16 protein-coding genes, 1 pseudogene and 1 riboswitch are annotated in these 26,629 nt (G+C 76.3%); of the genes and pseudogenes, 8 read left to right on the top strand and 9 right to left on the bottom strand.

Translation table 11 applies throughout. The features are described 5' to 3' along the window. Positions 1-35: 35 nt before the first annotated feature. The 5 genes and pseudogenes from BM048_RS09595 to BM048_RS09580 form a co-directional block, all read left to right on the top strand. Complete coding sequence (locus BM048_RS09595) at positions 36-1,718, top strand: histidine kinase N-terminal 7TM domain-containing diguanylate cyclase (protein ID WP_239078776.1); 1,683 nt, start codon at positions 36-38, stop codon at positions 1,716-1,718. A gap of 46 nt (positions 1,719-1,764) precedes the next feature. Beyond that, positions 1,765-2,589 (top strand): putative protein N(5)-glutamine methyltransferase, encoded by an 825-nt coding sequence (locus BM048_RS09590; protein WP_090032675.1) that lies wholly within the window; start codon positions 1,765-1,767, stop codon positions 2,587-2,589. Then, complete coding sequence (locus BM048_RS09585; protein ID WP_239078762.1) at positions 2,586-5,207, top strand: glycoside hydrolase family 31 protein; 2,622 nt, start codon at positions 2,586-2,588, stop codon at positions 5,205-5,207. Before BM048_RS09590 ends, BM048_RS09585 begins: the two co-directional genes overlap by 4 nt. Before the next feature lie 275 nt (positions 5,208-5,482). Next, positions 5,483-5,558: riboswitch (cyclic di-GMP riboswitch) on the top strand. A 16-nt stretch (positions 5,559-5,574) separates the two neighbouring features. Then, a complete protein-coding gene (locus BM048_RS18170; protein ID WP_175499452.1) occupies positions 5,575-5,739 on the top strand; it encodes a hypothetical protein in 165 nt (54 codons plus the stop codon). Between the two features lie 99 nt (positions 5,740-5,838). Next, positions 5,839-5,973, top strand: a pseudogene (locus BM048_RS09580) (VOC family protein); the annotation flags it as partial. Here the strand turns inward: BM048_RS09580 and BM048_RS09575 are convergent. The 8 genes from BM048_RS09575 to BM048_RS09540 form a co-directional block, all read right to left on the bottom strand. Further along, a complete protein-coding gene (locus tag BM048_RS09575) occupies positions 5,948-7,183 on the bottom strand; it encodes an RNA polymerase sigma factor (RefSeq protein WP_090032770.1) in 1,236 nt (411 codons plus the stop codon). The pseudogene BM048_RS09580 and the gene BM048_RS09575 overlap by 26 nt on opposite strands. 126 nt (positions 7,184-7,309) lie before the next feature. Further along, positions 7,310-7,639, bottom strand: a complete 330-nt coding sequence (locus tag BM048_RS09570) for a YciI family protein (RefSeq protein WP_090032673.1) — start codon at positions 7,637-7,639, stop codon at positions 7,310-7,312. A gap of 103 nt (positions 7,640-7,742) precedes the next feature. Continuing rightward, positions 7,743-10,268 carry a lysylphosphatidylglycerol synthase transmembrane domain-containing protein gene (locus BM048_RS09565; protein WP_090032671.1) on the bottom strand — a complete coding sequence of 842 codons (2,526 nt, stop codon included), beginning with the start codon at positions 10,266-10,268 and terminating at the stop codon, positions 7,743-7,745. 52 nt (positions 10,269-10,320) lie between these two features. Next, positions 10,321-11,088 carry a CPBP family intramembrane glutamic endopeptidase gene (locus BM048_RS09560; RefSeq protein ID WP_239078777.1) on the bottom strand — a complete coding sequence of 256 codons (768 nt, stop codon included), beginning with the start codon at positions 11,086-11,088 and terminating at the stop codon, positions 10,321-10,323. Between the two features lie 177 nt (positions 11,089-11,265). After that, a complete protein-coding gene (locus BM048_RS09555; RefSeq protein WP_275407335.1) occupies positions 11,266-13,803 on the bottom strand; it encodes a heavy metal translocating P-type ATPase in 2,538 nt (845 codons plus the stop codon). Then, positions 13,800-14,042: a heavy-metal-associated domain-containing protein gene (locus tag BM048_RS09550; protein WP_090032670.1), complete on the bottom strand. Its 243-nt coding sequence runs from the start codon at positions 14,040-14,042 to the stop codon at positions 13,800-13,802. The genes BM048_RS09555 and BM048_RS09550 overlap by 4 nt, the downstream gene beginning before the upstream one ends. Positions 14,043-14,118: 76 nt before the next feature. Then, positions 14,119-14,415, bottom strand: coding sequence for a metal-sensitive transcriptional regulator (locus BM048_RS09545; RefSeq protein WP_090032766.1), 297 nt, complete (start codon positions 14,413-14,415; stop codon positions 14,119-14,121). A 168-nt stretch (positions 14,416-14,583) separates the two neighbouring features. Then, positions 14,584-16,296, bottom strand: a complete 1,713-nt coding sequence (locus BM048_RS09540) for an SdrD B-like domain-containing protein (protein WP_090032668.1) — start codon at positions 16,294-16,296, stop codon at positions 14,584-14,586. A 376-nt stretch (positions 16,297-16,672) separates the two neighbouring features. Between BM048_RS09540 and pulA the strand changes: the two genes are divergently transcribed. From pulA to BM048_RS09525, 3 genes are all read left to right on the top strand, one after another. Continuing rightward, positions 16,673-22,756 (top strand): pullulanase-type alpha-1,6-glucosidase, encoded by a 6,084-nt coding sequence (pulA, locus tag BM048_RS09535; RefSeq protein ID WP_239078763.1) that lies wholly within the window; start codon positions 16,673-16,675, stop codon positions 22,754-22,756. 98 nt (positions 22,757-22,854) lie between these two features. After that, positions 22,855-24,321 carry an HNH endonuclease signature motif containing protein gene (locus BM048_RS09530; protein ID WP_090032666.1) on the top strand — a complete coding sequence of 489 codons (1,467 nt, stop codon included), beginning with the start codon at positions 22,855-22,857 and terminating at the stop codon, positions 24,319-24,321. Between the two features lie 208 nt (positions 24,322-24,529). Next, positions 24,530-25,090 carry a DUF2382 domain-containing protein gene (locus BM048_RS09525; protein ID WP_175499450.1) on the top strand — a complete coding sequence of 187 codons (561 nt, stop codon included), beginning with the start codon at positions 24,530-24,532 and terminating at the stop codon, positions 25,088-25,090. 97 nt (positions 25,091-25,187) lie between these two features. Here BM048_RS09525 and hemL read toward each other — a convergent pair whose 3' ends face one another. Further along, on the bottom strand, positions 25,188-26,597 hold the full coding sequence (gene hemL / locus BM048_RS09520) for a glutamate-1-semialdehyde 2,1-aminomutase (RefSeq protein WP_090032661.1): 1,410 nt from the start codon (positions 26,595-26,597) through the stop codon (positions 25,188-25,190). Positions 26,598-26,629: the final 32 nt, after the last annotated feature.

Below are 26,629 nucleotides of genomic sequence, written 5' to 3'. Positions count from 1 at the left end.
CAGGGCGGACCCGGCGCTGGAGGTGCGGCGTGACCATGCCGTTCCTGCGGCTCGTGCTCGTGCTGGGCCTCGTCGTGGCCGCGGGCGGGAGCGCCGCCGTCGCGGCGCTGTGCTGGCGGCGCCGCCGCCGCACGCCGGCCGCGCGGACCCTCGCCGGGATCATGGTCGTGGCGGCCGTGTGGTGCCTCGTCGCCGTCGTGGCCGCGCTGCCCGTGCCGCTCTGGCTGCAGTACGCCGCCCGGTGGAGCACGTACCTGTGCGTGCACGCGGTGACCTTCGGGCTGTGGGCGCTCTGCCGCGACGTGACGTCCGTCGGCGGGGAGCACCGGCTCGACCGGCGGACGCTCGGGCGGTTCGCCGTCGTGCCGGTCGTCGTGCTCGTCGCGATCACGCTGAACCCGTGGCGCGAGCTGTTCTTCGCCGAGACGGTCGAGCCGGCGGGGTCGCCCGCCGCCTACCCCTGGGCCCCCGACGTCCCGCGCCTCGTGTCCTACCCGGTGCTGGGCTACTGGCTCCACAGCGCCTACTGCTACGCCCTGTCGGCGGCAGGGCTGTGGCGGCTCGTGCGCGCCTGGCCCGCGGCGCACCGCTACTTCCGACGGCAGCTCACGAGCCTCCTGGTCGCGGCGGTGCCGCCCATCGTGCTGACCCTCGCGGGCCCCATCGAGGCCGGGGACCGCGGCATGGTCGACGTGGCCCCGCTCGGGTTCGTGGTGACCGGCCTGACGTGCGCCCACGCGCTGTTCCGGCAGGGGCTGCTCAGCGTCGTCCCGGTGGTCCGCGAGCACGTCGTCGAGCGGATCGCCGACGCCGTCGCGGTCCTCGACCCGCACGACCGCGTGGTCGACCTCAACGCCGCCGGGCGCGCACTCGTCCGCCGCCTGCGGCCCGACCTGCCCGAGCCGTACGTGGGGCACGACGTCGCCGAGGTCCTGCCGCTCGGGCCGTCCCACCCCCTGGCCGCCGGCCGCGCCGACGTCGGCGGTCGCCGCACGCTGCAGCTCGCCCCCGGGCTGCACGCCGAGGCCCGGACCTCGACCGTCCATGACCGGCGAGGACGTCCCCTCGGCCGCGTCGTCGTGCTGCGGGACGTGTCGGAGGAGGTCGCGCAGCAGGTCGCGCTCGACGACACCGCGCGCCGCCTCGAGCAGCAGCAGCGCCGGCTGACCCGCACGCACGAGCGCCTCGCCGCCGAGCTCGAGGTCAACGAGCGCCTCCGCGAGCGGCTGGACCGCGAGGCCGCGACCGACGCCCTGACCGGCGTCGCCAACCGGCGGGCGCTCGCGCCGGCGCTGACCGCGGCGCTCGCGGCCGGGACGCCCGCGGCGGTGCTCGTCGTCGACCTCGACCGCTTCAAGGTGCTCAACGACACCCACGGCCACGCCGCCGGCGACCTGGCCCTCCGCGCGGTCGCCCAGGCGCTGCAGGCGGGGGTCCGGCCCGGCGACACGCTCGTGCGCAGCGGCGGCGAGGAGTTCGTCGTCGTCCTGCCGGGCCTCGCCCCCGAGGCGGCGCTCGACCGCGCCGAGGACCTGCGGCGGCGCTGCGCGGGGCTGTCTTTGGCGCGGCCCGCCGGGACGCACCTGCAGGTCACGGTGTCGGTCGGGGTCGGCGTGGCGGCGCCGGGGCTCGACGCGCAGGCCCTCGTCGCCGCCGCCGACCGCGCCCTCTACGCGGCGAAGCGCGCCGGCCGCGACCGCGTGGTCCTCGCCGCCTGACCGCCCGCGGACCTGCCCTCCCGGTCCGGCACGGCAGGATGGGTGGGTGGCTGACGTCGACACCCTCGTGCGGCGCCTGCGCGCCGCGGGCTGCGTGTTCGCGGAGGACGAGGCGGCGCTGCTGCTCGACGAGACCCCCGACCCCGACGAGCTCGAGCGCCGCACGGCCCGACGCGTCGGCGGCGAGCCGCTCGAGCAGGTGCTCGGCTGGGCCGCCTTCGCGGGGCTGCGGGTCCACGTGGAACCCGGCGTCTTCGTACCGCGTCGGCGCAGCGAGCTCCTCGTCACCGAGGCGGTCGCACGCGTGCGACCCGGTGCCGTCGTCGCCGACCTCTGCTGCGGGACGGGCGCGGTGGGCCTCGCCGTGGCGACGGCCGTCCCCGGCGTCGACCTGCACGCGGTCGACCTCGACCCCGTGGCGGTGCGCTGCGCGCGTCGCAACCTCGCGGCCGTCGGCGGGCACGTGCACGCCGGCGACGTGGCCGACGCCCTGCCGGTGACGCTCCTCGGAGGCGTCGACGTCGTCGTCGCCAACGCCCCGTACGTCCCCACCGCCGCCATCGCGGGCATGCCACCCGAGGCCCGCGACCACGAGCCCGCCGTCGCCCTCGACGGCGGCGTCGACGGCGTCGACGTCCAGCGTCGCGTGGTCGCCGCCGCCGCGCGCTGGCTGCGCCCGGGCGGCACGCTGCTCGTGGAGACAGGCGAGGACCAGGTCCCGCTGACCGCCGCGGCCTTCGCGGCGCACGGGTTCGACCCCGTCGCCGTGCGCGACGAGGAGCACGACGCCACGGTGGTCGTCGGGACGCTCCGCGCCGACCACGCCCCCGACCGTCCCGCCGCACCCCAGTCCCCAGGAGACCCCGCATGAGCCCCGCCCCGCTGCCGCGCCTCGCCACGCACCCCGTGGCCGACCCCGCGGCGGTGGTGCGCGGTCCGGGCTTCCGCCTCACCGTGCTGACCGACGGCCTCCTGCGCCTCGAGCACGCCGCCGACGACGCCGTCGAGGACCGGCCCTCCACGCTCGCCCTGCACCGCCGGCAGCCGGTGCCCGACTTCCGCGTCGAGGACACGGGGACGCACCTCGTCCTGACCACCTCCCGCCTGCGGCTCACCTACGACCGCGGCCCGTTCACGCCGAGCGGTCTCATGGTCGAGGTGCTCGGCGGCGTGAGCTCGTACCACTCGGTCTGGCGGTACGGGGAGCCGCCGGAGGACCTCGGCGGCACGGCCCGCACCCTCGACGGCGCCGACGGGGCCGTCCCCCTGGAGCCGGGCGTGGTCTCCCGCCGCGGCTACGCCGTCCTCGACGACTCCGCCACCCCGTTGCTGGGCGACGACGGGTCGCTCGAGCCCCGCGTCCCGGGCGACCGTCAGGACCTCTACGTCTTCGCCTACGGCCTCGACCACGTCGAGGCCGTCCGGGCGCTGTACGCCCTGTCCGGTCCGCAGCCCGTGCTGCCGCGGTGGGCCCTGGGCAACTGGTGGAGCCGCTACCACCGCTACGACGCGGAGGAGTACGCGGCCCTCCTCGACCGGTTCGCCTCGGAGGGGGTGCCGTTCTCGGTGGCCGTCCTGGACATGGACTGGCACCTCACGGACGTCGACCCCCGCTACGGCTCGGGCTGGACGGGCTACACCTGGGACCGCGCGCTGTTCCCCGACCCGCCGGCGTTCCTGGCCGACCTGCACCGCCGCGGCCTGCGGGTGACGCTCAACGTCCACCCCGCCGACGGCATCCGTGCCTACGAGGACGCCTACGCCGCCGTCTGCGCCGCGCTCGGCCGCGACCCCGCGGACGGCGAGCCCGTCGCCTTCGACGTCACCGACCCCGCGTTCCTCGCTGCCTACCTCGAGCACGCCCACCACCCCCGCGAGGAGGAGGGCGTCGACTTCTGGTGGCTCGACTGGCAGTCGGGGCCGTACTCGCGGCGCGCGGGGGTCGACCCCCTGTGGGTGCTCAACCACCTGCACTTCCTGGACTCCGGGCGGGACGACCGCCGGCCGCTGACCTTCTCCCGGTACGCGGGCCCCGGCTCGCACCGCTACCCCGTCGGCTTCTCGGGCGACACGGTGGTGTCGTGGGCGTCGCTGGCCTTCCAGCCGGAGTTCACCGCGCGCGCCGCGAACATCGGCTACGGCTGGTGGAGCCACGACATCGGCGGCCACATGTTCGGCGCCAAGGACGACGAGCTGGCGACGCGATGGGTCCAGCTCGGCGTGGTGTCGCCCGTCCTGCGCCTGCACTCGTCGGCCAACCCCTTCATGACGAAGGAGCCGTGGGCGTTCGGCAGGGCCGAGCAGGAGGTGCAGACCCGCTGGCTGCGGCTCCGGCACCGGCTGGTGCCGTGGCTGCACGCGATGAACCACCGTGCGGCGCGCGAGGGCGTCCCGCTGGTCACGCCGCTGTACCACGGCTGGCCCCACGAGCGGGCGGCCTACCGGCACCCCGCGCAGGCGCGGTTCGGCGACGGCCTGCTCGTCGCCCCCGTCGTCACACCCCTCGACCCGGTCAGCCGGACGGCCGCGGTGGACGTCTGGCTGCCGCCCGGCACGTGGGTCGACCTCGTCTCCGGCCAGGTCTACGACGGCGGGCGGGAGGCCGTCCTGCACCGGCACCTGCCAGCGGCGCCGGTCCTCGCCCCGCTCGGCACCGTCCTCCCGCTCGACGCCGCCGCCGTCCCCGCCGACGACCCCGTCCCCCCGTCGCACGTCGAGGTCGTGGTCGTGCCGGGTGCGGACGGCCTCGGCGAGCTCGTGGAGGACGACGGCTCCGGCGACGGGCTCGACGAGACCCTTACCGCCCGGACGCCCCTCACCTGGGACCAGGCCACCGGCACCCTGCGCATCGGCGCCGCCCGCACGGGCACGTCCACCGACGCCACCAGCACGGCCACCACCACCGACGCCACCAGCACCGTCGCCGACCCTCCGACGGCGACGACGGCCCCCCCGTGGCTGCCGGCGCGGCGGGCGTGGACCGTGACGCTGCTCGTCGACCCCGGGCGGGTACCCGAGGTCCGCGTCGCGGGGACGGCGGTCCCGCTCGACGAGGTCCGCCCGCCCGCCGTCACGCCGGGACGAGCGGCCGCCGAGCACCGCCCCGCGGACGTCCTGCTCGCTGGTCCGCTGGCGCTGCCGTGGGTCGGCGGTGCTGGTCCGGGACAGGGTGACGACCTCCCGCCCGCCGGTGCGGCCCGGGTCACGCGCACCGCGCACCTGGTGCGGGTGACCGTCGCGGAGGTGCCGGTCGGGCAGGAGGTCGAGGTGGTGGTCGGGCCGCAGGCCCGTCCCGCTGCCGACGACGTCCGGGCGCGGCTCGTCGCGGTCCTCGACGCGGCCCGGTCCGACTACGAGGAGAAGGCGCACGCCCTGCAGGTGGCGACGAGCGGGGCGCCGCTGCACGTGCGGCTGGGTCACCTGGCGGCCCTCGACCTGCCCGCCGCCCTGCGTGGCGCTCTGGAGGACGTCCTGCTCGCCGCGGGCTGAGCGCACGTGCCCCTGTGCGCCCCTGTGCGCGGCCGCGGGCGGCGGGCGACCGCCGTCCGCGTCACCCGGTCGGCGCACCGCGGAGGACTTCTGCGGTGGCGCCACCCTGACGGCCCACCGCACCCGATCCGGCCGTCGGACGGCCCTGACCTGCTGATCCGTCGTCCTCCCGACCGGTGCCGGCTGTGGATCACGCGATCTGTCGGCGTGTCGGGGGTGAAAAGCCGCGGCAGGGGCTCGCACCGGGGTAGGGCGCTGCCGTATTGTCTCCTCCGTCAGCGAAACGGCAAACCCTCCGCAAGGAGGGGACGCAAAGCCACGGGACCCACGACGGTCAGCCGGGCCACCGAACAGACAGGACACCGCCATGGAGCGCTTCTCCCTCGAGCCGACCGACACCGGCCTCGTCGACGAGTTCGTCACCGACCGCGTCGTCGCCCTCCCCGCCGCCCGTGTGCAGGCCTGGGCGCGCATGGCCTCGCGCGTCGCCGCCGCCGGCGTCCCGACGCAGCGCCCCACGGTCGCCGCCTGACCCACGCCTCGTGGCACCGTCCCCCGGCGGTGCCACGAGCGCGCGGCCCGCCGACGTCGGACCCGAGGAGAGGACCGGTGACGGCATGGCGTGCCGGATCAGCTCGAGCGGCTCCTCGCGCTCGGCGCGCGGCCCGCGGACGTCGGGCAGACCGGCCAGGAGTCCTGGCACGTGCTGCAGGACCCGGAGGGCAACGTCTTCTGCCTCCTCAGGCGGCGCCTGGCCCCGCTGTGACGGGCCCCCGCGCCAGCCCCTCCGACCGCGCGCGCAGGACCCGCCCCTCCACCTCACCGGGAGCGAGCTCGGCGGCCCGCGCGTAGGCGGCCGCGGCCTCGTCGCACCGCCCGGCCGCCTCCAGCAGGTCCCCGCGCGCCGCGTGCAGCAGGTGCAGCCGCTCGCCGCGCCGCACGCCGTCGAGCACCGCCAGCCCGCGCTCGGGCCCCTCGGCCCGCCCGACCGCCACGGCCCACGCGATGCGCTGCGCCGGCACGTCGTCGAGCCGGTTCAGCAGCTCGTGCAGCCGCGCGATCCGCACCCAGTCCGTCTCCTGCGCGGTCGACGGCCGGTCGTGCTCCAGGGCGATCGCCGCCTGCAGCGTGTACCGCCCCACGGGGCGCCGGCTGTGCGCGGCGTGCTGCAGCACGTCGGCGACGAGCCCCTCGGCCTCGGCCAGCGCCGCCCGGTCCCACAGCGACCGGTCCTGACGGTCCAGCGGGACCGTCCCGCCGTCCGGCCCCACCCGTGCCCCGTGCCGCGCGTGCTGGGCCAGCAGCAGCGCGAGCAGCCCCGACGCCTCCAGGCGCTCGGGCCGCGCGGGGTCGAGCAGGTCCCGCACCAGCCGCGCCAGCCGGACCGCCTCCGGCGCGAGGGCCCCGCGGCTCGCGGGGTCGGCGTACCCCTCGGTGAAGACGAGGTAGACCACCGCCAGCACCCCGTCGACCCGCTCGGGCAGCTCGGCCGGTCCCGGCACCCGGTACGGCAGGCCCGACGAGGCCAGGGCCGCCCGCGCCCGCACCAGCCGCTTGGCGACGGCCGCCTCCGAGACGAGGAACGCGCGCGCGATCTCGTCGGGCGTCCAGCCCAGCACCGTCCGCAGCGTCAGCGCGACGCGCGACCCGAGCGGCAGGACGGAGTGCGCGCACGTGAGCACGAGCCGCAGCCGGTCGTCGCCGACGCGCTCGTCGGGGTCCTCCGCCTCGCCGGGCCCGGCCGGCTCCAGCAGCCCCCGCTCCACCGCGACCCCGTACCGCTGCAGCGTCGCGCGGCGCCCCCCGGCCCGGCGCAGCAGGTCGATGCCCCGACGACGAGCGGTCGTCACCAGCCACCCCGCAGGGTTGGCGGGCACGCCCTCGCGCGCCCACGCCGTCAGCGCGCGCTCGCAGGCGTCCTGCACGGCGTCCTCGGCCACCTGCCAGTCGACGACCGTCGCGATGACGGCGGCCATGACCCGCGCGTGGTCGGTCGCGACCGCCCGAGCGAGGGCGGCCGCGACCGACGTGTCAGCGACGGGCGCGTCGGCCACCGGCACCGCCGCAGCACCCGCCCCAGCACCCGCCCCCGCCGGCACGGCTCACAGCGGCCAGACGGCGCGGACCTCGATGCGCCCGAACCGCGCCATCGGGTGGGCCGCCGCGATCGCCACCGCCTCGTCCCGGTCCGCCGCCTCGACCAGGTCGAAGCCCGCGATCCACTCCCGCGTCTCGGCGAACGGGCCGTCGGTCACCAGGCGGTCGCCACCGCGGACGCGCACGGTGACGGCGTCCTCGACGGGCCGCAGCCGGTCCCCGGCCAGGTGCCGGCCCTGCTCCTGCAGCGTCGTGAACCAGGCCTCGACGTCGTCGGCCGACTCGTCGTAGGGCTCACCGGTCGGGTCGGTGCAGATGAACAGCACGAACTGCATGGTCGTTCCTCCTCAGCCGTGGCCCGTGCGGCCACTCCACCCCCTGACGCACCACCACGGCCCGGGAGGACATCGACGCCGACCCGGGCCGGCCGGACCGGCCCTACAGCTCGCCCCGCTTCTGCAGGTACCGCATCGCGGCCCAGCCCAGCGGCACCCGCAGCCAGTAGGTCAGCACGCGGAACAGCACCGCCACGGACGTCGCGATGCCGACGTTCACACCCGTCAGGCTCGCCAGCGAACCGGCCAGCGCCAGCTCGACCGTGCCCACGCCGCCGGGGGTCGGCACCAGCGAGCCCGCGGTGTTGCCCGCCAGGTACGCCAGCGCCACGGGCACGAGCAGCGCGTCCCGCCCGAACGCGGCCAGGCACGCGTCCAGCGCGAACACGTACCCCAGCGTCATGACGAGGTTCCCCGTCACGGCCAGCGCCAGCCGCCACGGCTGCCCCAGCACCGCGATGAGCCGCGGCCAGGTCTGCGCGAGCACCGGCAGGATCCGGGCGACCGCCCACTGCCGGACCTTGGGCACCAGCAGCGCGGCGGCGACGAGGGCCGCGATGACGCCCACCGCCACGAGCATCGCGGGCGAGATGGGCAGCGTCGACTCCTCGCCCCGCCCGGTCACCACGGACAGCCCCAGCAGCAGCAGGACGGTGACGACGAACTGGCTCACCTGCACGAGCGCGACGGTGGCGCCGGCGAGCGACGTGCTCACCCCCCGCCGTGTGAGCATGCGCAGGTTGAGGGCCGCGGGCCCCACCCCGGCGGGTGCGGCCAGGGCGACGAAGGTCGCGGCCGTCTGCACGATCGTCGCCCGCCACACCGACAGCCGCACCGGCGAGAACGCGACGATCGTGAGCGCCGCTCCCAGCAGCGTCACCAGCCCCAGCGCGAACGCCACGACGCTCCACCGCCAATCGCTCTGCTCGAGCGCCTCCGCGATCGTCGAGACGTTGATCGACGTGAGGACGACGAACAGCGCGAGGATCGTCACGAGGATCGACAGCAGCGTCCGCGCGCCGAACCGCGTCAGCTGCTCGGGTGCGACGTCCGCCTCGGGGATGCGGGCGACGAGCTCCTCGCGCAGGTCCGGCAGCACCTCCTTGTGGTCGCGCAGCTCCATGCGCGTCCGGCGCGGCAGGGTGATGGGCTGCAGGAGCGGCCCGATGCTGACGAGGTCGGCGTCGGGCAGCACGTCGGCGGCCGCGGCGATGGCCCGCGTCGCGCCGACGCGCAGCGCCAGGACGGCGACGAGCTGGGCGAGGTCGAGCCGGCGGGCCAGGTCCGAGCAGGCGACGTCGCCCTGGTCCCAGGCGGTGAACCACACCTGGGGCGTCCCCTCGTCGCCCGGGGCGAGGAGGATCGCGTCGGCGGTGATGCCGCGGTGGGCGACCCCGGCCGCGTGCGCCCGCGCCAGCTCCTCCCAGGCCGCCCGCAGGACGGCGTCGGTGATCTCCGCCGCCGGGACGTCGGACAGCGCCCGGGCGCGCGCGGGCTCCTGCAGGACGAGCACCATCGTGTCGTCCGCCTGCCCCATGCCCTCGAGCGCGGGCACCCGCACGCCGGCCGCCTGCGCGGCGTGGTTGAGCAGCGCGAACCGCTCGGCCGCCTGCCGCAGCGACACCACCGACCGGCCCTCGATCCCGCGCAGGCGCAGGGACCGCCACAGCCGCGCGAGCCCGCCGACGACCTGCCGGTCCCCGTCCATGGCGACGAGGGCGTGCCGGCCCCCGTCGGTCGTGGTGAGCGTGTAGACGCGGTGGTCGGTCGTCCGGGTGAGCGGCTCGTCGTCGCCCGCGCGCTGTAGCGACGCCGCGGCGAAACCCGCCCGTCGGACGGCCTCGACCAGCCGCACGCCGTACGCCCGCTCGGACCGGACGCCCAGCGCGTACCGCACGCCCTGCCCCGCCGTGCGCCCGACGAGGAGCGCCACGGCGATGGCCGGCAGGGCCGCCTGAGCCGTGACGAGCAGGACCCCCGTGGCGACCCACAGGCCGTTCCACGACCACCGCACGCTGCGGCGACGCGTGCGCGGCCCGGCGACGGTCAGCAGCCCGACGAGCATCGCCAGGTACCCCGGCACCTCCACGACGCGTGCACCGCCGCGCACGACGGACAGCCCGGCCTGCAGCTCCGCGGAGCCGAGCACCCGGACCAGCGCGACGAGGACCGCGCTCAGCACGACCGCGGCGACCGCGCCGGCCAGCACCTCGAGGACCTGCCGGCCCAGGCGGCGCACGGCGAGCTCGGTGAGGACGGCCAGCGGCGCGAGCAGCGTGACAGTGCCCTCGAGCACCGCGACCGGGACGAAGAGCACGCGGCGCAGCAGCTCGGCGGACGCCTGGACGTCCTCCGCGACGCCCGTCGCGGTGTTCTGCGCGTAGACCGCGGCGACCATGACGAGGACGACGCCGAGCGCGGCGACCACCGTGTCGACGAGGTCGGAGGGGTGGTGCACGCGGCGCGCCCGGCCGTCCCCGGGCTCGTCGCCGACGACGGGGACGGGCGTGGACCGTCCGTCCCACGCGGAGGCCCCCCGGCGGCGCGCGGTGCCTGCGGCGGCGCCGCCGTCCGGCCGCGCGGGGTCGTCGGTGGCCCGCGGGTCCGCGGGCTGGTCCGTCACCGACATGCCGCGAGTCTAGGCAGCCGGTCCGGCGCGCGGGCCGGGTCCGGCGCGCGCCTCACGAGAGGCCGAGCGAGGTCCTGATGTCGTCGGGCACCAGCGCGTAGCCCACGAACACGACGGCGTCCATGAGCGTGTGGGCGACGACGAGCGGGCCGACGCGCCCTCGTCGCCGGTAGTACTCGGCGAACACGACGCCCATGACGACGTTGCCGACGAACGGCCCCCACCCCTGGTAGAGGTGGTACGACCCGCGCAGCAGGGCGCTCGCGGCGACGGTCGCCACGGGCCCCCACCGCAGCTCGCGCAGCCGCTCCACGAGGTAGCCGACCGCGACGACCTCCTCGAGGAGCGCGTTCTGCAGCGCCGAGAGCAGGAGGACGGGCACGGTCCACCAGGCGGCGTCCAGCGCGGCGGCCCGGACCTCGACCGTGACGCCCAGCAGGCGCCCCACGACGTACAGGCCCAGCCCGGGGATCCCGATGAGGGCCGCGAGCCCGGCCCCGACGAGCAGGTCCCGGCCCGGCCGCGCCCGGTCCAGCCCGATGCGCCGCAGCGCCGACCGGCCCTGGGCGGAGAGCAGGTAGAGCGCCAGCGCGACCGGCACGAGCGCGAACCCGAGCGACAGGAGCTGGTAGGTGAGGTCGAGCCAGGGCCGGTCGGCGCGGCTCGGGTTCAGCGTGGCGGTCTGGGCGCCGAGGGCCTCGGGCCGGGTCACGCGGTCGAGGATCGTGACGACGGCGTAGACGCCGGACCGCCCGAGCGACAACCCCAGCACGATCCACACCTCGACCGTCAGCCGTCGCCGCCACGCCGCGCCGGACACGGGCGGGGTTCCGGCGCCGGCTCCGGGGACGGCTGCGGCGGGGACGTCGGCGCTCACCCGCGGCACGCTAGACGCCGCCCCTGGACGGCGCCCGGGAGAGTCCTGGGCGCCGCCGGGGCGGCGTCGGTGTCGTGCCGGCTCTCGTGCCGGTCCTCGTGCTGGTCCGCAGGCCGGTCCTCACGCCCGCGGGGCGGCGGCCGGCACGCGGTCGAACGCCCGCAGCCGCAGGGAGTTCGCGACGACGAGCACCGAGGAGAAGGCCATCGCCGCGCCCGCGATCATCGGGTTGAGCAGGCCCAGCGCCGCCAGCGGGATCGCGGCGACGTTGTAGGCGAACGCCCAGAACAGGTTCTGGCGGATCACCCGCAGGGTCGCCCGCGACAGCCGGATCGCGCGGCCCACCGACCGCAGGTCCCCGCGCACGAGCGTGAGGTCGGCGGCGTCGATGGCCACGTCCGTCCCCGTGCCCATGGCCAGCCCCAGGTCCGCGGCGGCCAGGGCGGCGGCGTCGTTGACGCCGTCGCCGACCATCGCGACCGTCCGGCCCTCGCGCTGGAGCCGCTCCACGACCGCCACCTTGTCGGCGGGCAGCACCTCGGCGACGACGTCGTCGGGCGCGATGCCCACCTCGGCCGCGACGGCCCGGGCGGCACCGGCGTTGTCGCCGGTGAGCAGGACGGGGTGCAGCCCGAGGGCGCGCAGCTCGTCGAGGGCGGTCCGGGCGTCGTCCTTCACGGGGTCGCGCAGGACGAGCACGCCGCGGGCGCTCCCGTCCCACGCGACGACGACCGCGGTCGCGCCGGCGTCCTGCGCCGCCGCGACCTCGGCGCGCGCGGGACCGACGTCGACGCCCTGGTCGGCGAGCCAGCCGAGGCGTCCGACGAGGACGCGCCGACCCAGCCCGACGCCGGAGTGCGCCGTCCGCACGACCCCGCTGACGCCGTGGCCGGCGTCGGCGCGGAAGTCGAGGACCTGGTCGGAGCCGACCACGACGCCGTCGCCGCCGACGGGGGCGTCGTCGGCGGGCACCGGGACCGCCGCCGCGACGGCCCGGCCGATGGGGTGCTCCGCGCGGGCCTCGACCGCGGCCGCGAGGCGCAGCGCCTCGTCGCGGTCGGTGCCGCCCAGCGGGACGACGTCGACGAGGGCCATCCGGCCCTGCGTCACCGTGCCGGTCTTGTCGAGCACGACCGTGTCGACGCGGCGCGTCCGCTCGAGCACCTCGGGGCCCTTGATGAGCACGCCGAGCTGCGCACCGCGGCCCGTGCCGGCCAGCAGGGCGGTCGGCGTCGCGAGCCCCAGCGCGCAGGGGCACGCGATGATGAGGACGGCGACGGCCGCGGTGAAGGCGGCCTGCACGTCGCCGCCGAGCACGAGCCACGTGACGAGCGTGCCGAGCGCGAGCACCAGCACGACGGGCACGAACACCGCCGAGATGCGGTCCGCGAGGCGCTGCACGGGGGCCTTGCCCGTCTGCGCGGCGGCGACGAGGCGCCCGATCTGCGCGAGCTGCGTCTCCGCGCCGACGCGGGTGGCCCGCACGACGAGGTGGCCGGCGCTGTTGACGGTCGCGCCGGTGACGGGGTCGCCGGGGCCGACGTCGACCGGCACGGGCTCGCCCGTGAGCAGCGAGGTGTCCACGGCGCTCGTGCCCTCGACGACGACGCCGTCGGTGGCGACCTTCTCCCCGGGGCGCACGACGAAGAGGTCGTCGACGGCCAGGCGGTCGACGGGGACGCGCTCCTCGCGGCGGCGGCCGCCGGGGTCGTCGGCGACGAGCAGCGTGACGTCCTTGGCGCCGAGGTCGAGCAGGGCGCGCAGGGCGTCGCCGGCGCGGCGGCGCGAGCGGTGCTCGAGGTACCGACCCGCCAGCAGGAACGTGGTGACGACCGCCGCCACCTCGAAGTACAGCTCGGGCATGCCGGCGTGCGCGGCGCTGGCGGCGGGCCAGAGCGTCGGCTCCATCGTCATGCCGAGGCGCCCGGCGCCCCCGAGGAGCAGGGCCCACAGCGACCAGGCCGTCGCCGCGACGATCCCGATCGACACGAGCGTGTCCATCGTCGACGCGCGGTGCCGGGCCGCACGCGCGGCGGCGCGGTGGAACGGCCAGGCCGCCCACGTCGCCACGGGCAGGGCCAGCGCCGCGACCACCCACTGCCAGCCGCCGAACTGCAGCGCCGGCAGCATCGACAGGGCGACGACGGGCACGGTGAGCACCGCCGCGACGCGCAGCCGCGACCGCAGCTCGGTCCCGCGGGCGTCGGTCGGCGCGGAGGTGTCCTCGTCGGGGTCCATGTCGTGGCCGGGGGCCATGGTGTGGCCGGACAGGGCGTGGTCGAGGGGGTCGTGCCCGTGCCCGTGCCCGTGCTCCTGCCCGTGCTCGGCGCGCCCGGCGGTGAGCCGGACTGGGGCGTTCGGGTCGTGGACGGCCGTGACGCGCGCGTCGTACCCGGCGCTGCGCACGGCGGCCAGCAGGGCCTCGGGGTCGGCGGTGCCCGTGGACGTGCCGGCACCCTCGTCGGGCACGAGCGTGACGTGCGCGGACTCGAGGGCGAGGTTGACGGTGGCGGTCGCGCCCGGGACGCGGTTGAGCTTCTTCTCGACGCGCGCGACGCACGAGGCGCAGGTCATCCCCTCGACCGCGAGGTCGACGCTGACGACGCCCGGGTCGCGCGCGTCGCCACGCCCGTCGCCACGGGTCGTCGGGGCGCTCACAGCAGGCTCCGGCGCGGGGTGAGGGCGTAGCCGGCCTCGGTGACGGCCGCGCCGACGGCGGCGTCGTCGAGCGGGCCCTGCGAGGTGACGACCACGGGCGACGAGCCGCCCGCGACGAGGTCGACCTGCACGTCCTCGACGCCGGGCAGCGCGGACAGCTCCTCGGTGACCGCGCGGACGCAGTGGCCGCAGGTCATGCCGTCGACGGACAGGGTGGTGGTGACGGTCTGGGTGCTCATGGGCGTGCCTCTCGGGATGGTGGTGGGTCGCTGGGCGCGGTCGGGGGACGGACGGGACGGCCTGCGGCCGGCGCGCTCAGCTCCGCACGAGGCGGGCGATGGCGTCGGCGGCCTCCTTGACCTTCGCCTCGCCCTCCTCGGGGGAGCGCCGGGCGGCGTCGACGACGCAGTGGCCGAGGTGGTCCTCGACGAGGCCGATGCTCACGGCCTGCAGCGCCTTGGTCACGGCGGAGACCTGCGTGAGGACGTCGATGCAGTACACGTCCTCGTCGACCATCCGCGCGATGCCGCGGACCTGCCCCTCGATGCGCTTGAGCCGACGCAGGTACTCGGCCTTGGCGTCGGTGTACCCGTGCTGCGCGCTGTCCGTCATGCCCACCCGAACACGGTACCCCCCCGGGGTATTCCGGTGCCCGGCCCGCGGCTGTCGGCGTGCTGCCCGCCGGCGTCCGGCGCGGCGCGAGCACCGCATCGGGCGCACGACGACGGCCGGCCCCGTCGAGGACGGGACCGGCCGTTGCGCGTCGGCTCGCGGGTGGGCTCAGGCGGTCGGGCGCCGCCGCTCGACGAGGAGGAGGCCGCTGCCGGCGAGCAGCAGGACACCTCCGAGGAGGGCCGCGGCGCGCACGCCTGCGCCCGTGGCCGCCAGCCGCGTCGGCAGGGACGCCGCCACGGTCGTCGGGCTCGGCGTGACCGCGGGCACGAGCGCGACGGGGGCGGTGTAGGCGCCGCCGTCCGTCAGCGTGAACACCGCGGAGACCAGCCCGTCGGTGGTCTCGAGGGACACCGGCCCGGAAGGCAGGCCGCCCTGGACGAGGACGCCGTCGACGAGCGTCACGGTCAGGAGCACGTCGTCCGAGGTCCGCAGGACGGCGTCGAGCCCCGACCACCGGACGACGACGTCGCCCGTGGCCGGCGTGCCGCCGGGGGTGAGGACGGCCGAGCGCACGGTGCTGGACCCGACGAGCCCGACGTCCGCCTGCTCGTGCCCGCCCTCGGGCAGGGTCACCGCGGCGGACCCGTCCAGGTCCTGGTCCTCGTCGTACGTGATCGCGAGGGACGCCGGCTGCTCCGCGACGACGACGTAGTCCCCGGCGGGCAGCTCCCCGAAGCTGAAGGCCCCGGAGGCGTCGGTGACCTGGGTCGCCTCCACGGTGGACGCGGCCGCGACGCGGGCCGACGCGACGCGCCCGGGGCCGCCGACGCCGGGGGCGATGTCGGCCGGCGTGATGCTGGTGCGCACGAGCTGCACGCGGATGCCGGGGACGCCGCGCTCGCGGGCGTCCTGGACGCCGTCGGCGTCCAGGTCCAGCCACACCGTGCCGTCGATGGTCTGCAGCGGCGCGCCCGGGGTCGGGGAGGGCGTCGCGGTGGGGGTGGCCGTCGGGGTCGGGGTCGGGGTGACGGTGGGTGTGGCGGTGGGCGTCGCGGTGGGTGTGGCGGTGGGCGTCGCGGTGGGTGTCGCGGTCGGCGTGGCCGTGGGCGTCTCGGACGGGGTCACGGTCGGCGTGGGCGTGGGCGTCCCGGACGGGGTGCCGGTGGGTGTCTCCGACGGCGTGGCGCTGGGCGTCGTGGCCGGCGTGGTCGCGGGGGACGTGGTCGCCGGGGACGTCGTCCCAGGCGCCGTCGTCGTCGGTGCGGCGGTCGTCTCCTCGCCGGTCTCCTCGTCGACGACCGTGAAGCCGTCCCCGGGCCCGAGGTTCGGGTCCCGGTCCATGGTGTCGATCTGCTCGGGCGCCGGGTCGCCGATGGTCCCCTGCTCCTTGAGGTCGGCGAGGACGTCCGCCAGGGGCACGCGGGCGTCGAGCTGCACGTTGACGAACTTCTGCGCCGTCATCCCCCGGCACGCCGTGGCGGGGAGGCCGGCCGCGGCGATGGCGGCGTCGAGCGTGCTCGTGGTGGGCACCAGCCAGTTCAGCCCGGCGGTGGAGGTGTTGCCGCCCGTGCGGACGGGCCGGATGATGTCGCCCCACTTCTGGCTCGGCTGGTACGTCGTGGTCGAGCTGTACGGCGCGCCGGTGTGCGAGGTGTGGTCGCTGCCCCCGCCGCCGTCGACCGCCGTCTTGGCCACGGTGATCCGCCGGTAGGGGTTCGTGTGGGACGCCGTCCGGTGGCAGATCGTCACCTTGTTGGACGGTGCCGCCTCCGCAGCCGGCAGGAGCTCCATCACCGGCAACATGGTCAGCAGGACCGCGCCGAGGACGGTCATGACGGCCGCGCCCCTCGCGGGGCGTCGACGGTTGGTCGAGGACATGGGAGGGCTCCTGCTGGCAAGGGGCTGCGTGGGTTCCCCTCCCTTCGACGGGACCCCTACCCGTGTGAGGCGTCGTGGAGGAGCGTCACCTCCCCGGGTGGTCGGCGTCCGCGAGATGAGATGCAGCCCTCGCCACTGCAAACCGTGTTCACGCTGTGCAGGACCGTTGCACCGCAGAGGAGGTGCGCGGTATGCTGCTCCAGCACGTCGGCCGACCGGCCGCGGCCCGAGTGACGAGGGAGTCACGTTGCGCTCATCGTGGATCCGTCCCCTGCCCGCACGTCAGCACCCCCGCCCCACCCCGCCGACCGGCCGACGAGCGCGCACGCGCCGCCCGCTGGCGGCCGCGACCTCGGCGGCCCTCGCGCTGACCGGCGTGCTCGCCGGCGCGTCGCTCCCCGCCGCGGGCGCCGGGCCCGGGGCCCTGACCAGCGCGGGTGCTGCGCGCGCCGCGCTCGCGGCCGCGGTCGAGCCGGCCGCGGCGCGGACCGTGACGCTCGTCGGGTCCCTGCAGTCCGAGCTCGGATGCCCGGGCGACTGGCAGCCGGACTGCACCGCCACGGTGCTGGCGCCCACCGACGCCGCCGGTGTCTACGCCGCCGACCTCGTCGTGCCGGCGGGCTCGTGGGAGTACAAGGTCGCGCTGGACGGCGCGTGGGACGAGGCGTACGGCCGCGACGGCGGCGACGCGAACGTCCCGCTGACGGTCGCGGGCAGCACCCCCGTGCGGTTCACGTACGACGACACGACGCACCGCATCGCGGTGACCCCGCTGGACCTCGCCGGCGCGTACGGCGCCGACGACGCGTCCCTCGTCGCCCCGCCCGTCCGGCAGCCGGGCAGCGACGAGCGCTTCTACTTCGTCATGACCGACCGCTTCGCCAACGGGGACGCCGCGAACGACACGGGCGGCCTGACGGGCGACCGCGGGACGACGGGCTTCGACCCCACGGACCGCGGCTTCTACCAGGGCGGGGACCTGCGCGGCCTCATCGACCGGCTCGACTACGTCGAGGGCCTGGGCACGACCGCCATCTGGCTGACCCCGTCCTTCGCGAACCGGCCCGTCCAGGGCACCGGGGCCGACGCCTCCGCGGGCTACCACGGCTACTGGGTCACGGACTTCACCCGCATCGACCCGCACCTCGGGACCAACGAGGAGCTGGCGGAGCTCATCGACGGGGCCCACGCGCGGGGCATCAAGGTCTACTTCGACATCATCACGAACCACACGGCCGACGTGATCTCGTACGAGGGCGACGACTACTCCTACGTCGACATCGCCGACCGCCCCTGGACCGATGCCGCCGGCGCGCCCGTGGACGTCGCCGCGCTGGCCGGCTCGGACGCCTTCCCGGCGCTCGACCCCGCGACGTCCTTCCCGCGGACGCCGGTGCGCGGGCCCGACGCGCCGACGCTCGTCCCGGACTGGCTGAACGACCCGACCGTCTACCACAACCGTGGCAACACGACGTGGGAGGGCGAGTCGGTGACGTACGGCGACTTCGACGGGCTCGACGACCTCATGACGGAGGACCCGCGCGTCGTGGACGGCTTCGTCGACGTCTACTCCACGTGGGTCGACCTCGGCATCGACGGCTTCCGCATCGACACGGTCAAGCACGTCAACCGCGAGTTCTGGGAGGAGTGGTCGGCCGGCGTCATGGACCACGCCCGCTCGATCGGCAACGACGACTTCTTCATGTTCGGCGAGGTGTACGACGCCGACCCGGCCCTGCTCGCGCCGTACGTGCGCGAGACGGAGATGAGCTCCGTCCTCGACTTCACCTTCCAGGCGGCGACGAGCGCGTTCGCCGCCGGCGGGCCCGCCACGCAGCTCCAGCGGCTCTTCGCCGGGGACGACCGGTACACGACGCCGGACTCGTCGGCGACCGCCCTGCCGACGTTCCTCGGCAACCACGACATGGGGCGCATCGGCGCCTTCGTCCGGACCGCACAGGCGCCGCTCGAGCGGTCGGAGCTCGCGCACTCGCTCATGTACCTCACCCGCGGGCAGCCCGTCGTCTACTACGGCGACGAGCAGGGCTTCGTCGGCCTCGGGGCCGACGGGTCGATCAACGACAAGTCCGCGCGGCAGTCTCTCTTCGCCACGCAGGTGGGCGAGTACGCCGACCAGGCGCTGCTGACCGGTAAGGTCGCGGGGTCGGTGGACCGGTACGACACCGACGCGCCGCTGTACGAGCACATCGCGGCGCTCGCGGCGCTGCGGGAGGCGCACCCGGCGCTCGGCCAGGGCGCCCAGGTCGAGCTGCTGGCCGAGGGGTCGACGTACGCCTTCGCCCGGGTGGACCGGGACGAGAAGGTGGAGCACCTCGTCGCCGCGAACTCCGGTGACGCGGCGGCGGAGGTCACCGTGACCACGCTGACCCCGGGTGCGACCTACGAGCCGCTGCTCGGCACGGACGCGTCCGTGACCGCCGACGACGCCGGCGCCGTGACGCTGACCGTGCCCGCCCGCGGGGTCGTGCTCCTCGTGGCGGACCGCGAGGTCGCCGCGACGGCCGACCCGACGCTCACCGTCACCGTGCCCTCGGCGGGCGCTGCGGTCACCGACCTCGCGCCGGTGCAGGCGGACGTGGCCGACCACCGGTGGGCGGAGACGTCCTTCGCGTGGCGCGTCGTCGGGGACGACGCGTGGACGCCGCTCGGCACGGCGGAGGACGACGAGCCGCGCGTCTACACCGACGTGCGCGACCTGGCAGAGGGCACCCTCGTCGAGTACCGGGCGGTGTCCGTGGACGCCGCCGGCACGCGCACGGCCGCCTCGACGTTCGCCTCGGTCGGCGTCGCGGTGGACGGCGTCGTCGACGACGGCGGGTCCGGCGAGGTGCCGCTGTACGACGCGGTGTCCGTGCCCGGCAGCCACAACAGCGAGATGGGCTGCGCGGCCGACTGGCAGCCCGCCTGCGCGCAGGCGCAGCTGACCGCACGGGAGGACGGCGTCTGGGAGGGCACGTTCGAGCTGCCGGCGGGCGACTACGAGTTCAAGGCCGCCGTCGACGGCGCCTGGGACGTCAACTTCGGCGCCGGCGGCGCGCTCAACGGCCCCAACGTGCCGTACACGCACCGCGGTGGCAGCGTGTCGATGTACTTCGACCCGGCGACGAAGGACCTCTTCACCACCGCGATGCACCCCGTGTACACGCTCGCGGGGAGCCTGCAGAGCGAGCTCGGCTGCCCGGCGGACTGGTCGCCGGACTGCCTGGCCACGATGCTGACCGACGCGGACGACGACGGGCTCTTCACCTACACGACGGACGCCCTGCCGGGTGGCAGCTACGAGGTGAAGGTGACGCACGGCATGTCCTGGGACGTCAACTACGGAGCCGGCGGCGCCCCGGGCGGCGGCAACATCCCCGTCGAGGTCGCGGACGGCGACGCCGTCACGCTGACCTACGACCCCGTCACCCACCTGCTCACGGTCGGCGGGGCGACGGAGGGCGTCGCCGGGCTCGGCCAGGCGGCCGCGCAGTGGCTGGCGCAGGACGTGCTGGTGGTCCCGGGCGACTTCCCGGCGGGCACCTACGCCCTGTGGGGTGCGGCGTCCGGCGGGCTCGTCGTCGAGGACGGCGCCGTGACCGTGCCGGAGGGGGCGACCGAGCTCGCGCTCGAGCCCGATCCGGCCGGCCTCCCGGCGGACCTGGCGGAGGCGTTCCCGCACCTCGTCGACGCGACGGTCCTGCGGGTGCGCACGGCGGACGGCACCGGGCCCGACGAGGCGACGGTCGCGTCCCTCCTGCAGGGCCAGCTGCTCGTCGTGGGGTCGGGCGCGGACGACGCGCTCGTCGCCGCGACCGGCGTGCAGATCCCCGGCGTGGTCGACGACCTCTACGCCGACGCGGCGGCCGACGCCGTGCTCGGGGCGTCGTGGCAGGGCAACCGGCCCACGCTGCGCCTGTGGGCGCCGACGGCCACGGACGTCGACGTGCTGCTGTGGCCTGCTGCTCGCAAGGGCGCGCAGCCGGACCTCACGGCCGACCCGCAGCGCGTCGGCATGACGCGCGCCGCGGACGGCACGTGGTCGGTCCGCGGGCAGTCCTCCTGGAAGGGGGCCGCGTACCGGTACGCCGTGACGGTCTTCGTGCCCTCGACCGGCCAGGTCGAGGTCAACGAGGTGACCGACCCCGCCTCGGTGGCGCTCACCGTGAACTCGACCCACTCGGTGCTCGTCGACCTCGCGGACAAGGCCTTCCGGCCGAAGGCGTGGGAGAAGGCGGCGCAGCCCGTGGTCGCGCCCGTCGACCAGACGATCTACGAGCTGCACGTGCGGGACTTCTCCATCTCCGACACGACGGTGCCGGCGGAGCTGCGCGGGACGTACGGCGCCTTCGCGGCCGAGGGCACCGCGGGTCGCGAGCACCTGCGGGCGCTCGCGGACGCCGGTCTGACGACCGTGCACCTGCTGCCGACGTTCGACATCGCCACGATCGAGGAGGACCGCGCGGCGCAGGACGTGCCGGCGTGCGACCTCGGCTCCTACGCCCCGGACTCCGAGAGGCAGCAGGAGTGCATCGAGCCGGTGCGCCCGGGGGACGGCTACAACTGGGGCTACGACCCGCTGCACTGGTCGGCGCCCGAGGGCTCCTACGCCCGTGACCCCTTCGGCGGGGCGCGCGTGGCGGAGTTCCGGACGATGGTCGGCGCGCTGCACGCCGACGGCCTGCAGGTCGTGCTCGACCAGGTGTTCAACCACACGAGCGCGAGCGGGCAGGACGCCCGGTCCGTGCTCGACCGCGTGGTGCCGGGGTACTACCACCGGCTCAGCGCCACGGGTGCGGTCGAGACGTCGACGTGCTGCCAGAACATCGCCACGGAGCACGCCATGGCGGAGAAGATGATGGTCGACTCCGTCGTCACGTGGGCGCGGGACTACAAGGTCGACGGCTTCCGCTTCGACCTCATGGGTCACCACAGCCGCGCGTCGATGCTCGCGGTGCGGGCGGCGCTCGACGCGCTGACCGTGGCGGAGGACGGCGTCGACGGGTCGGCGGTGTACCTGTACGGCGAGGGCTGGAACTTCGGCGAGGTGGCGGACGACGCGCTGTTCGAGCAGGCCCGGCAGGGCAACCTCGGCGGCACGGGCATCGGCACCTTCTCCGACCGGCTCCGCGACGCGGTGCGCGGCGGCGGCCCCTTCGACGAGGACCCGCGCCGGCAGGGCTTCGGCAGCGGGCTGGCGACCGACGACAACGGGGTGGCGGTCAACGGCACCCCCGAGGAGCAGGCGGCGCGCCTGGCGCACGAGACGGACCTCGTCCGGCTCGGCATGGCGGGCAACCTGCGCGACTACGCGTTCCTCACGAGCGAGGGCGTCGTCCAGCGGGGCGACGAGCTCGACTACAACGGGCAGCCCGCCGGGTACGCCGACTCCCCCGAGGAGGTGGTCACCTACGTCGACGCGCACGACAACGAGACGCTGTGGGACGCGCTGACGTACAAGCTGCCCGCCGGCACGCCCATGGCGGACCGCGTGCGCATGAACACGGTCTCGCTGGCGACGACCGCCCTGGCGCAGACGCCCTCGTTCTGGCACGCCGGCACGGACCTGCTGCGGTCCAAGTCGCTCGACCGGGACAGCTACGACTCGGGCGACTGGTTCAACGTGCTCGACTGGACGGGGGAGGACAACGGCTTCGGCCGGGGCCTGCCGCCGGCCGGGCCGAACGAGGCGAAGTGGCCGTACATGCGCCCGCTCCTGGCGGACGCGTCCCTGCAGCCGACGGCCGCCGACGTGGCCACCGCCACCGCCGCGGCGCAGGACCTGCTGCGGCTGCGGACGTCGACGCCTCTGTTCCGCCTCGGCGACGCCGGGCTGATCCGGGAGAAGCTGACGTTCCCGGGCTCCGGCCCGGACGCGCTGCCGGGTGTCGTGGCGATGCACGTGGACGACACCGTCGGGACCGACGTCGACCCGGAGCTCGACGGGGTGCTCACCGTGCTCAACGCCTCGCCGGAGCCGGTGTCCGTGCCGGTCGCGGCACTGGCGGGACGGCAGTACCGCCTGTCCGACGTGCAGCAGCAGGGGTCGGACGCGGTCGTGCGCGGCACGACGTGGGACGCCGCCACCGGCACGGTCACCGTGCCGGCCCGGACGGTCGCGGTCCTCGTCGAGGACGCCGCGCCGGCCGAGCACACGCTCGTCTACGTCTACCGCAAGCTCGACGCCGGCCTGCCGCCGATGTGGAGCAACAGCGGGCGGCAGACGCTCGTGGCCGCGGTCGAGGGGCACCAGCGGGTGCGCGTGACCGCGGAGCAGCTGCCGGCCGGTGTGTGCGGGCGCGGCTGGGCGGTGCAGGAGGACTGGACGGTCGGCCTGCAGGGCGACCCGCCGGCGGTGATCGACCGCGCGACGGGTGAGGGCCTGCTCGGCCCCGTCCTGCAGCGCGCGTGGCACCGCGACCTGTCGCGGGACGTCGCCGTGCCGGCCTGCGAGGCGTAGCGGTCCTGCTCCACCCCGGGTGACGAGCACGTCACCACCCCCGGACAGGGGTGGTGACGTGCTCGTCGCGTGTCAGTGGTCGGTGGTCGGCTCTCCCCATGACGACGACGACGGCGACTGCTGCGCCGGAAGGGCTCGAGGCCCTCCCGCCGCACGACGCGCTGCCGGAGACGGAGGAGTCGCTGCGGGCGCGGTACGCCGACCTGGTGTCGTTCGTCGAGCGGTGCGAGGCCATGGTGCGCGCGGCGACGGCTGCCCGGGCGGTCGCCCTCGCCACGGCGGCGCGGACGGCCGCCCTGGCCGACACGGTGGCTGCCGCGGCGGAGGGTCTCGAGCTCAGCCGGGAGGACCGGGACCTCGCGGAGCGCGCGGTGACGGCCGAGCTGGCGACGGTCCTGCAGCTCCCGGAGGTCACGACGGGTGGCCTGCTCGACGACGCCGTCGCGCTGACCGGGCCCCGGACGGCGGTGCTGGAGGCGCTGGCGTCGGGCCGGGTGGCCTATCGCCACGTGCAGGTGCTGCTGCGGGAGACCGGGCACCTCCCCGCCGACGTGCAGGCCGAGGCGGACGCCGCCCTGCTGCCGGGCTGCGGTTCCTGGACGCCGACGCAGCTGGCCCGGCGCGCGCGGTCCTGGGCGCAGCGGCACGACCCGACCACCATGTCGGAGCGGTACGAGCGCGCACGCGCGGGTCGGCGCGTGTGGGTGGAGCCGGACCGCGACGGCATGGCGTGGCTGCACGCGCTCCTGCCGGCGCCGCACGCGCAGGCCATCTACGAGGGGCTGTCCTTCGGCGCCCGGATGCTGCGCGCGGACGAGACGGCGTCCCCGCAGGACGCCCTCGTGCCGCAGCTCCGGGCGGACCTGCTCGTCGACCTGCTGCTGCCCGAGCTGACCGGGACGTCGACGCCCGACCCGTCGCGCGACACCAACGGACCACGCGTGTCGGACGACGTGCGGGACGCGGTCGACGACGGCTCTGGATCGCCGCGGTGCTCGGATCCGCGGTGCCGGGGGCGTGCCTGGCGGCCGACGGTCCTCGTGACCGTGCCCCTCGGGACCGCGCTCGGTGGTGACGAGCCGGGTGAGCTGGCGGGGTACGGGCCCGTCGACGCGCGCACGGCTCGGGAGCTGCTGGCGTCCGCCTCGTCGTTCACCCGGCTGCTCACCGACCCCGTCACGGACGCCGTGACGGACGTGGACCGTGCGACGTACGCGGTCACCGGCGCCCGTCGCCGGTTCCTGCAGGTCCGCGACGGCACGTGCCGCTTCCCGGGCTGCTCGCGGTCGACGACGGCGTGCGACGTGGACCATGCCGTCGAGTGGGCCGCGGGGGGCTGCTCGGACCGCGGCAACAACGCCCACCTCTGCCGGCACCACCACCGGCTGAAGCACCGGACGCGGTGGCGGATGACGCAGGCAGAGGACGGCACGCTCACCTGGACCAGCCCGACGGGGCGGACCCGCACCACCCACCCGGCGTTCCCACCGGCGCCCCCACCGCCTCCACCACGAGCGCCGGAAGCGAGAGCGGTCGACCTCGAACCGGATGACCCACCCTTCTGAGAACAGGGCGGGTGATGCGCCGTGCGGGTGTGCTCAGTGCACGGAGCTGCTGGATGCGGGTGTCGGCCGGACCATCTGCCGGCCGCTGTGTGCGGGCGCGGCCCAGCACAGCCCGGCTCCTTCGGGATGCCGGGCGGTCCCGGCCGCGCGAGGGTGGACGGGTGCCTCCGACGAGGGGGCCATGTCGTCCTACCGAAGGAGCTCCACCGTGGACCAGCACCACCTGACGGCCGCGTCCCCCGACCGTGCCCCCGGGGTCCCCGTCCCGGGCGCCGTCGCCGCCGCCGACCGCGCGGAGGTCCTCCGGTCCGAGGAGCGGGCGGTGGCCGGGGTCGAGCGCGTCCCGGTCGCGCGCGTCGTCGTCGGCAAGCGCGTCGTCGTGGAGGAGCGGACGGTCACCGTCCAGGTCCGGCGCGAGGAGCTGGTGGTGGAGGAGCGGCCGCTCGTCGACGGGGACGCTCCCGGCACCGGCACCGGGGGCACCGGCCCGACCGCCGACGACTGGCGGCTGCGCGTGCCCGACCAGCCGGTGCTCGATCTCGTCCTGTCCGAGGAGGAGGTCGAGGTCGTCACCCGTGTCGTGCCGCGGGAGCGGGTCCGCGTGCACGTGGACGCGGTGCGCTCGACCGTGGAGGTGCCGACGACGCTCGCGCGCGAGGTGGTCGAGGTGGACGCCGACGGCGCTGCCGCGCACGCACGCGACGAGGACGAGCGGTCGCCCGACGTGCTCGACGTCGCGACGGGGAGGGCGCTGCGCGGCAGCGTGTGACGTCACGGGGTCGCCGGCCGTCCCGCCCGTACCGAGGAGCGCGCGCTCCGGGGCGTCCGCGCCCGGCGGAGGGCGTGCGGGGCGTCGGCTGCTCCTCCTACGCGGCGAGGGTGGGCGGCGTCGCCTCGGCGGCGGCGCGGGCGGCGGCCGGGAGGGCGTCGACGATGCGGCCGACCGCGTCGTCGTCGTGGGCCGCCGAGACGAACCAGGCCTCGAACGCCGAGGGCGGCGGGTACACCCCGGCGTCGAGGAGCGCGTGGAAGAAGGGGGCGTAGCGCCAGGACTCGCTGGCCAGCATGCCGGCGTAGTCACGCACCTCTGCCTCGGCCGCCCCCTCGCCGAAGACCGTGCTGAAGAGGTTGCCGGCGCGCTGCACGCGGTGCGGCACCCCCGCGGCGGACAGGGCCGCCGAGACCTCGCGACCGAGCACGTCGGCGACGTGGTCGACCCGGGCGTAGACGGCCTCGTCGGCGAGCCGCAGCGTCGCCAGGCCCGCGGCCGTCGCGACCGGGTTCCCCGAGAGCGTCCCCGCCTGGTACACGGGACCGAGCGGCGCCAGCAGGTCCATGACCTCGGCACGGCCCGCCAGCGCGGCCACCGGCAGCCCGCCGCCGACCACCTTGCCGAACGTGAACAGGTCGGGCGCCCACCCCTCGTGCGCGCCCTCGAGCCCCCACCACCCGGCGGCCGACACGCGGAAGCCGGTCAGCACCTCGTCCTGGACCAGGAGGGCGCCGTGCTCGGCCGTGAGGCGGCGCAGCCCGGCGTTGAACCCCGGCGCCGGCGGGACGACGCCCATGTTCGCCGGCGCGGCCTCCGTCATGACGGCCGCGATCCGGCCGGGGTGCGCCGCGAAGGCGGCCTCGACCGCGGCGAGGTCGTTGTAGGGCAGGACGAGCGTCTCCGCGGCGACGGCCGCGGTCACGCCCGCGGACCCGGGCAGGGCCAGGGTCGCCACGCCGGAGCCCGCGGCGGCCAGCAGCGCGTCGACGTGACCGTGGTAGCACCCGGCGAACTTCACGACGAGGTCGCGGCCGGTGGCACCGCGGGCGAGGCGCAGCGCGGTCATCGTCGCCTCGGTCCCCGTCGAGACGAGCCGCACGCGCTCCGCGCCCGGCACCCGGCGGCGGACCTCGTCGGCCAGCTCCACCTCCGTGAGCGTCGGCGCGCCGAAGCTCAGCGCCCGGGACGCGGCCTCCTGCACGGCGGCGACCACGGCGGGGTGCGCGTGCCCCAGCAGCGCCGGGCCCCAGGAGCACACGAGGTCGACGTACGTGCGCCCGTCGACGTCCGTGACGGTCGGCCCCGACGCGGAGGCGAGGAAGCGGGGCGTCCCGCCGACGGACCCGAAGGCGCGCACGGGGGAGTTCACCCCGCCGGGGATGACGCCCTGCGCGCGGCTGAAGGCGTCGGCGTTCGTCGTCGTGCCGGCCCGGCCCACGCGACCGGCACCCGTCACGTCCAGCGCGTCCGCGGTCCCGGTGCTGTCGGTGCTGGCATGCCTCATGCCCGCCACCCTAGCCGCGGGCCCGGCACCGG

Origin of the sequence: Cellulomonas marina, from assembly GCF_900111925.1 — a bacterium.
Classification (GTDB): Bacteria; Actinomycetota; Actinomycetes; order Actinomycetales; family Cellulomonadaceae; genus Cellulomonas; species Cellulomonas marina.
Note: the sequence above shows the minus strand (reverse complement) of the source record. Positions and strands in the feature narration are given on the sequence as shown.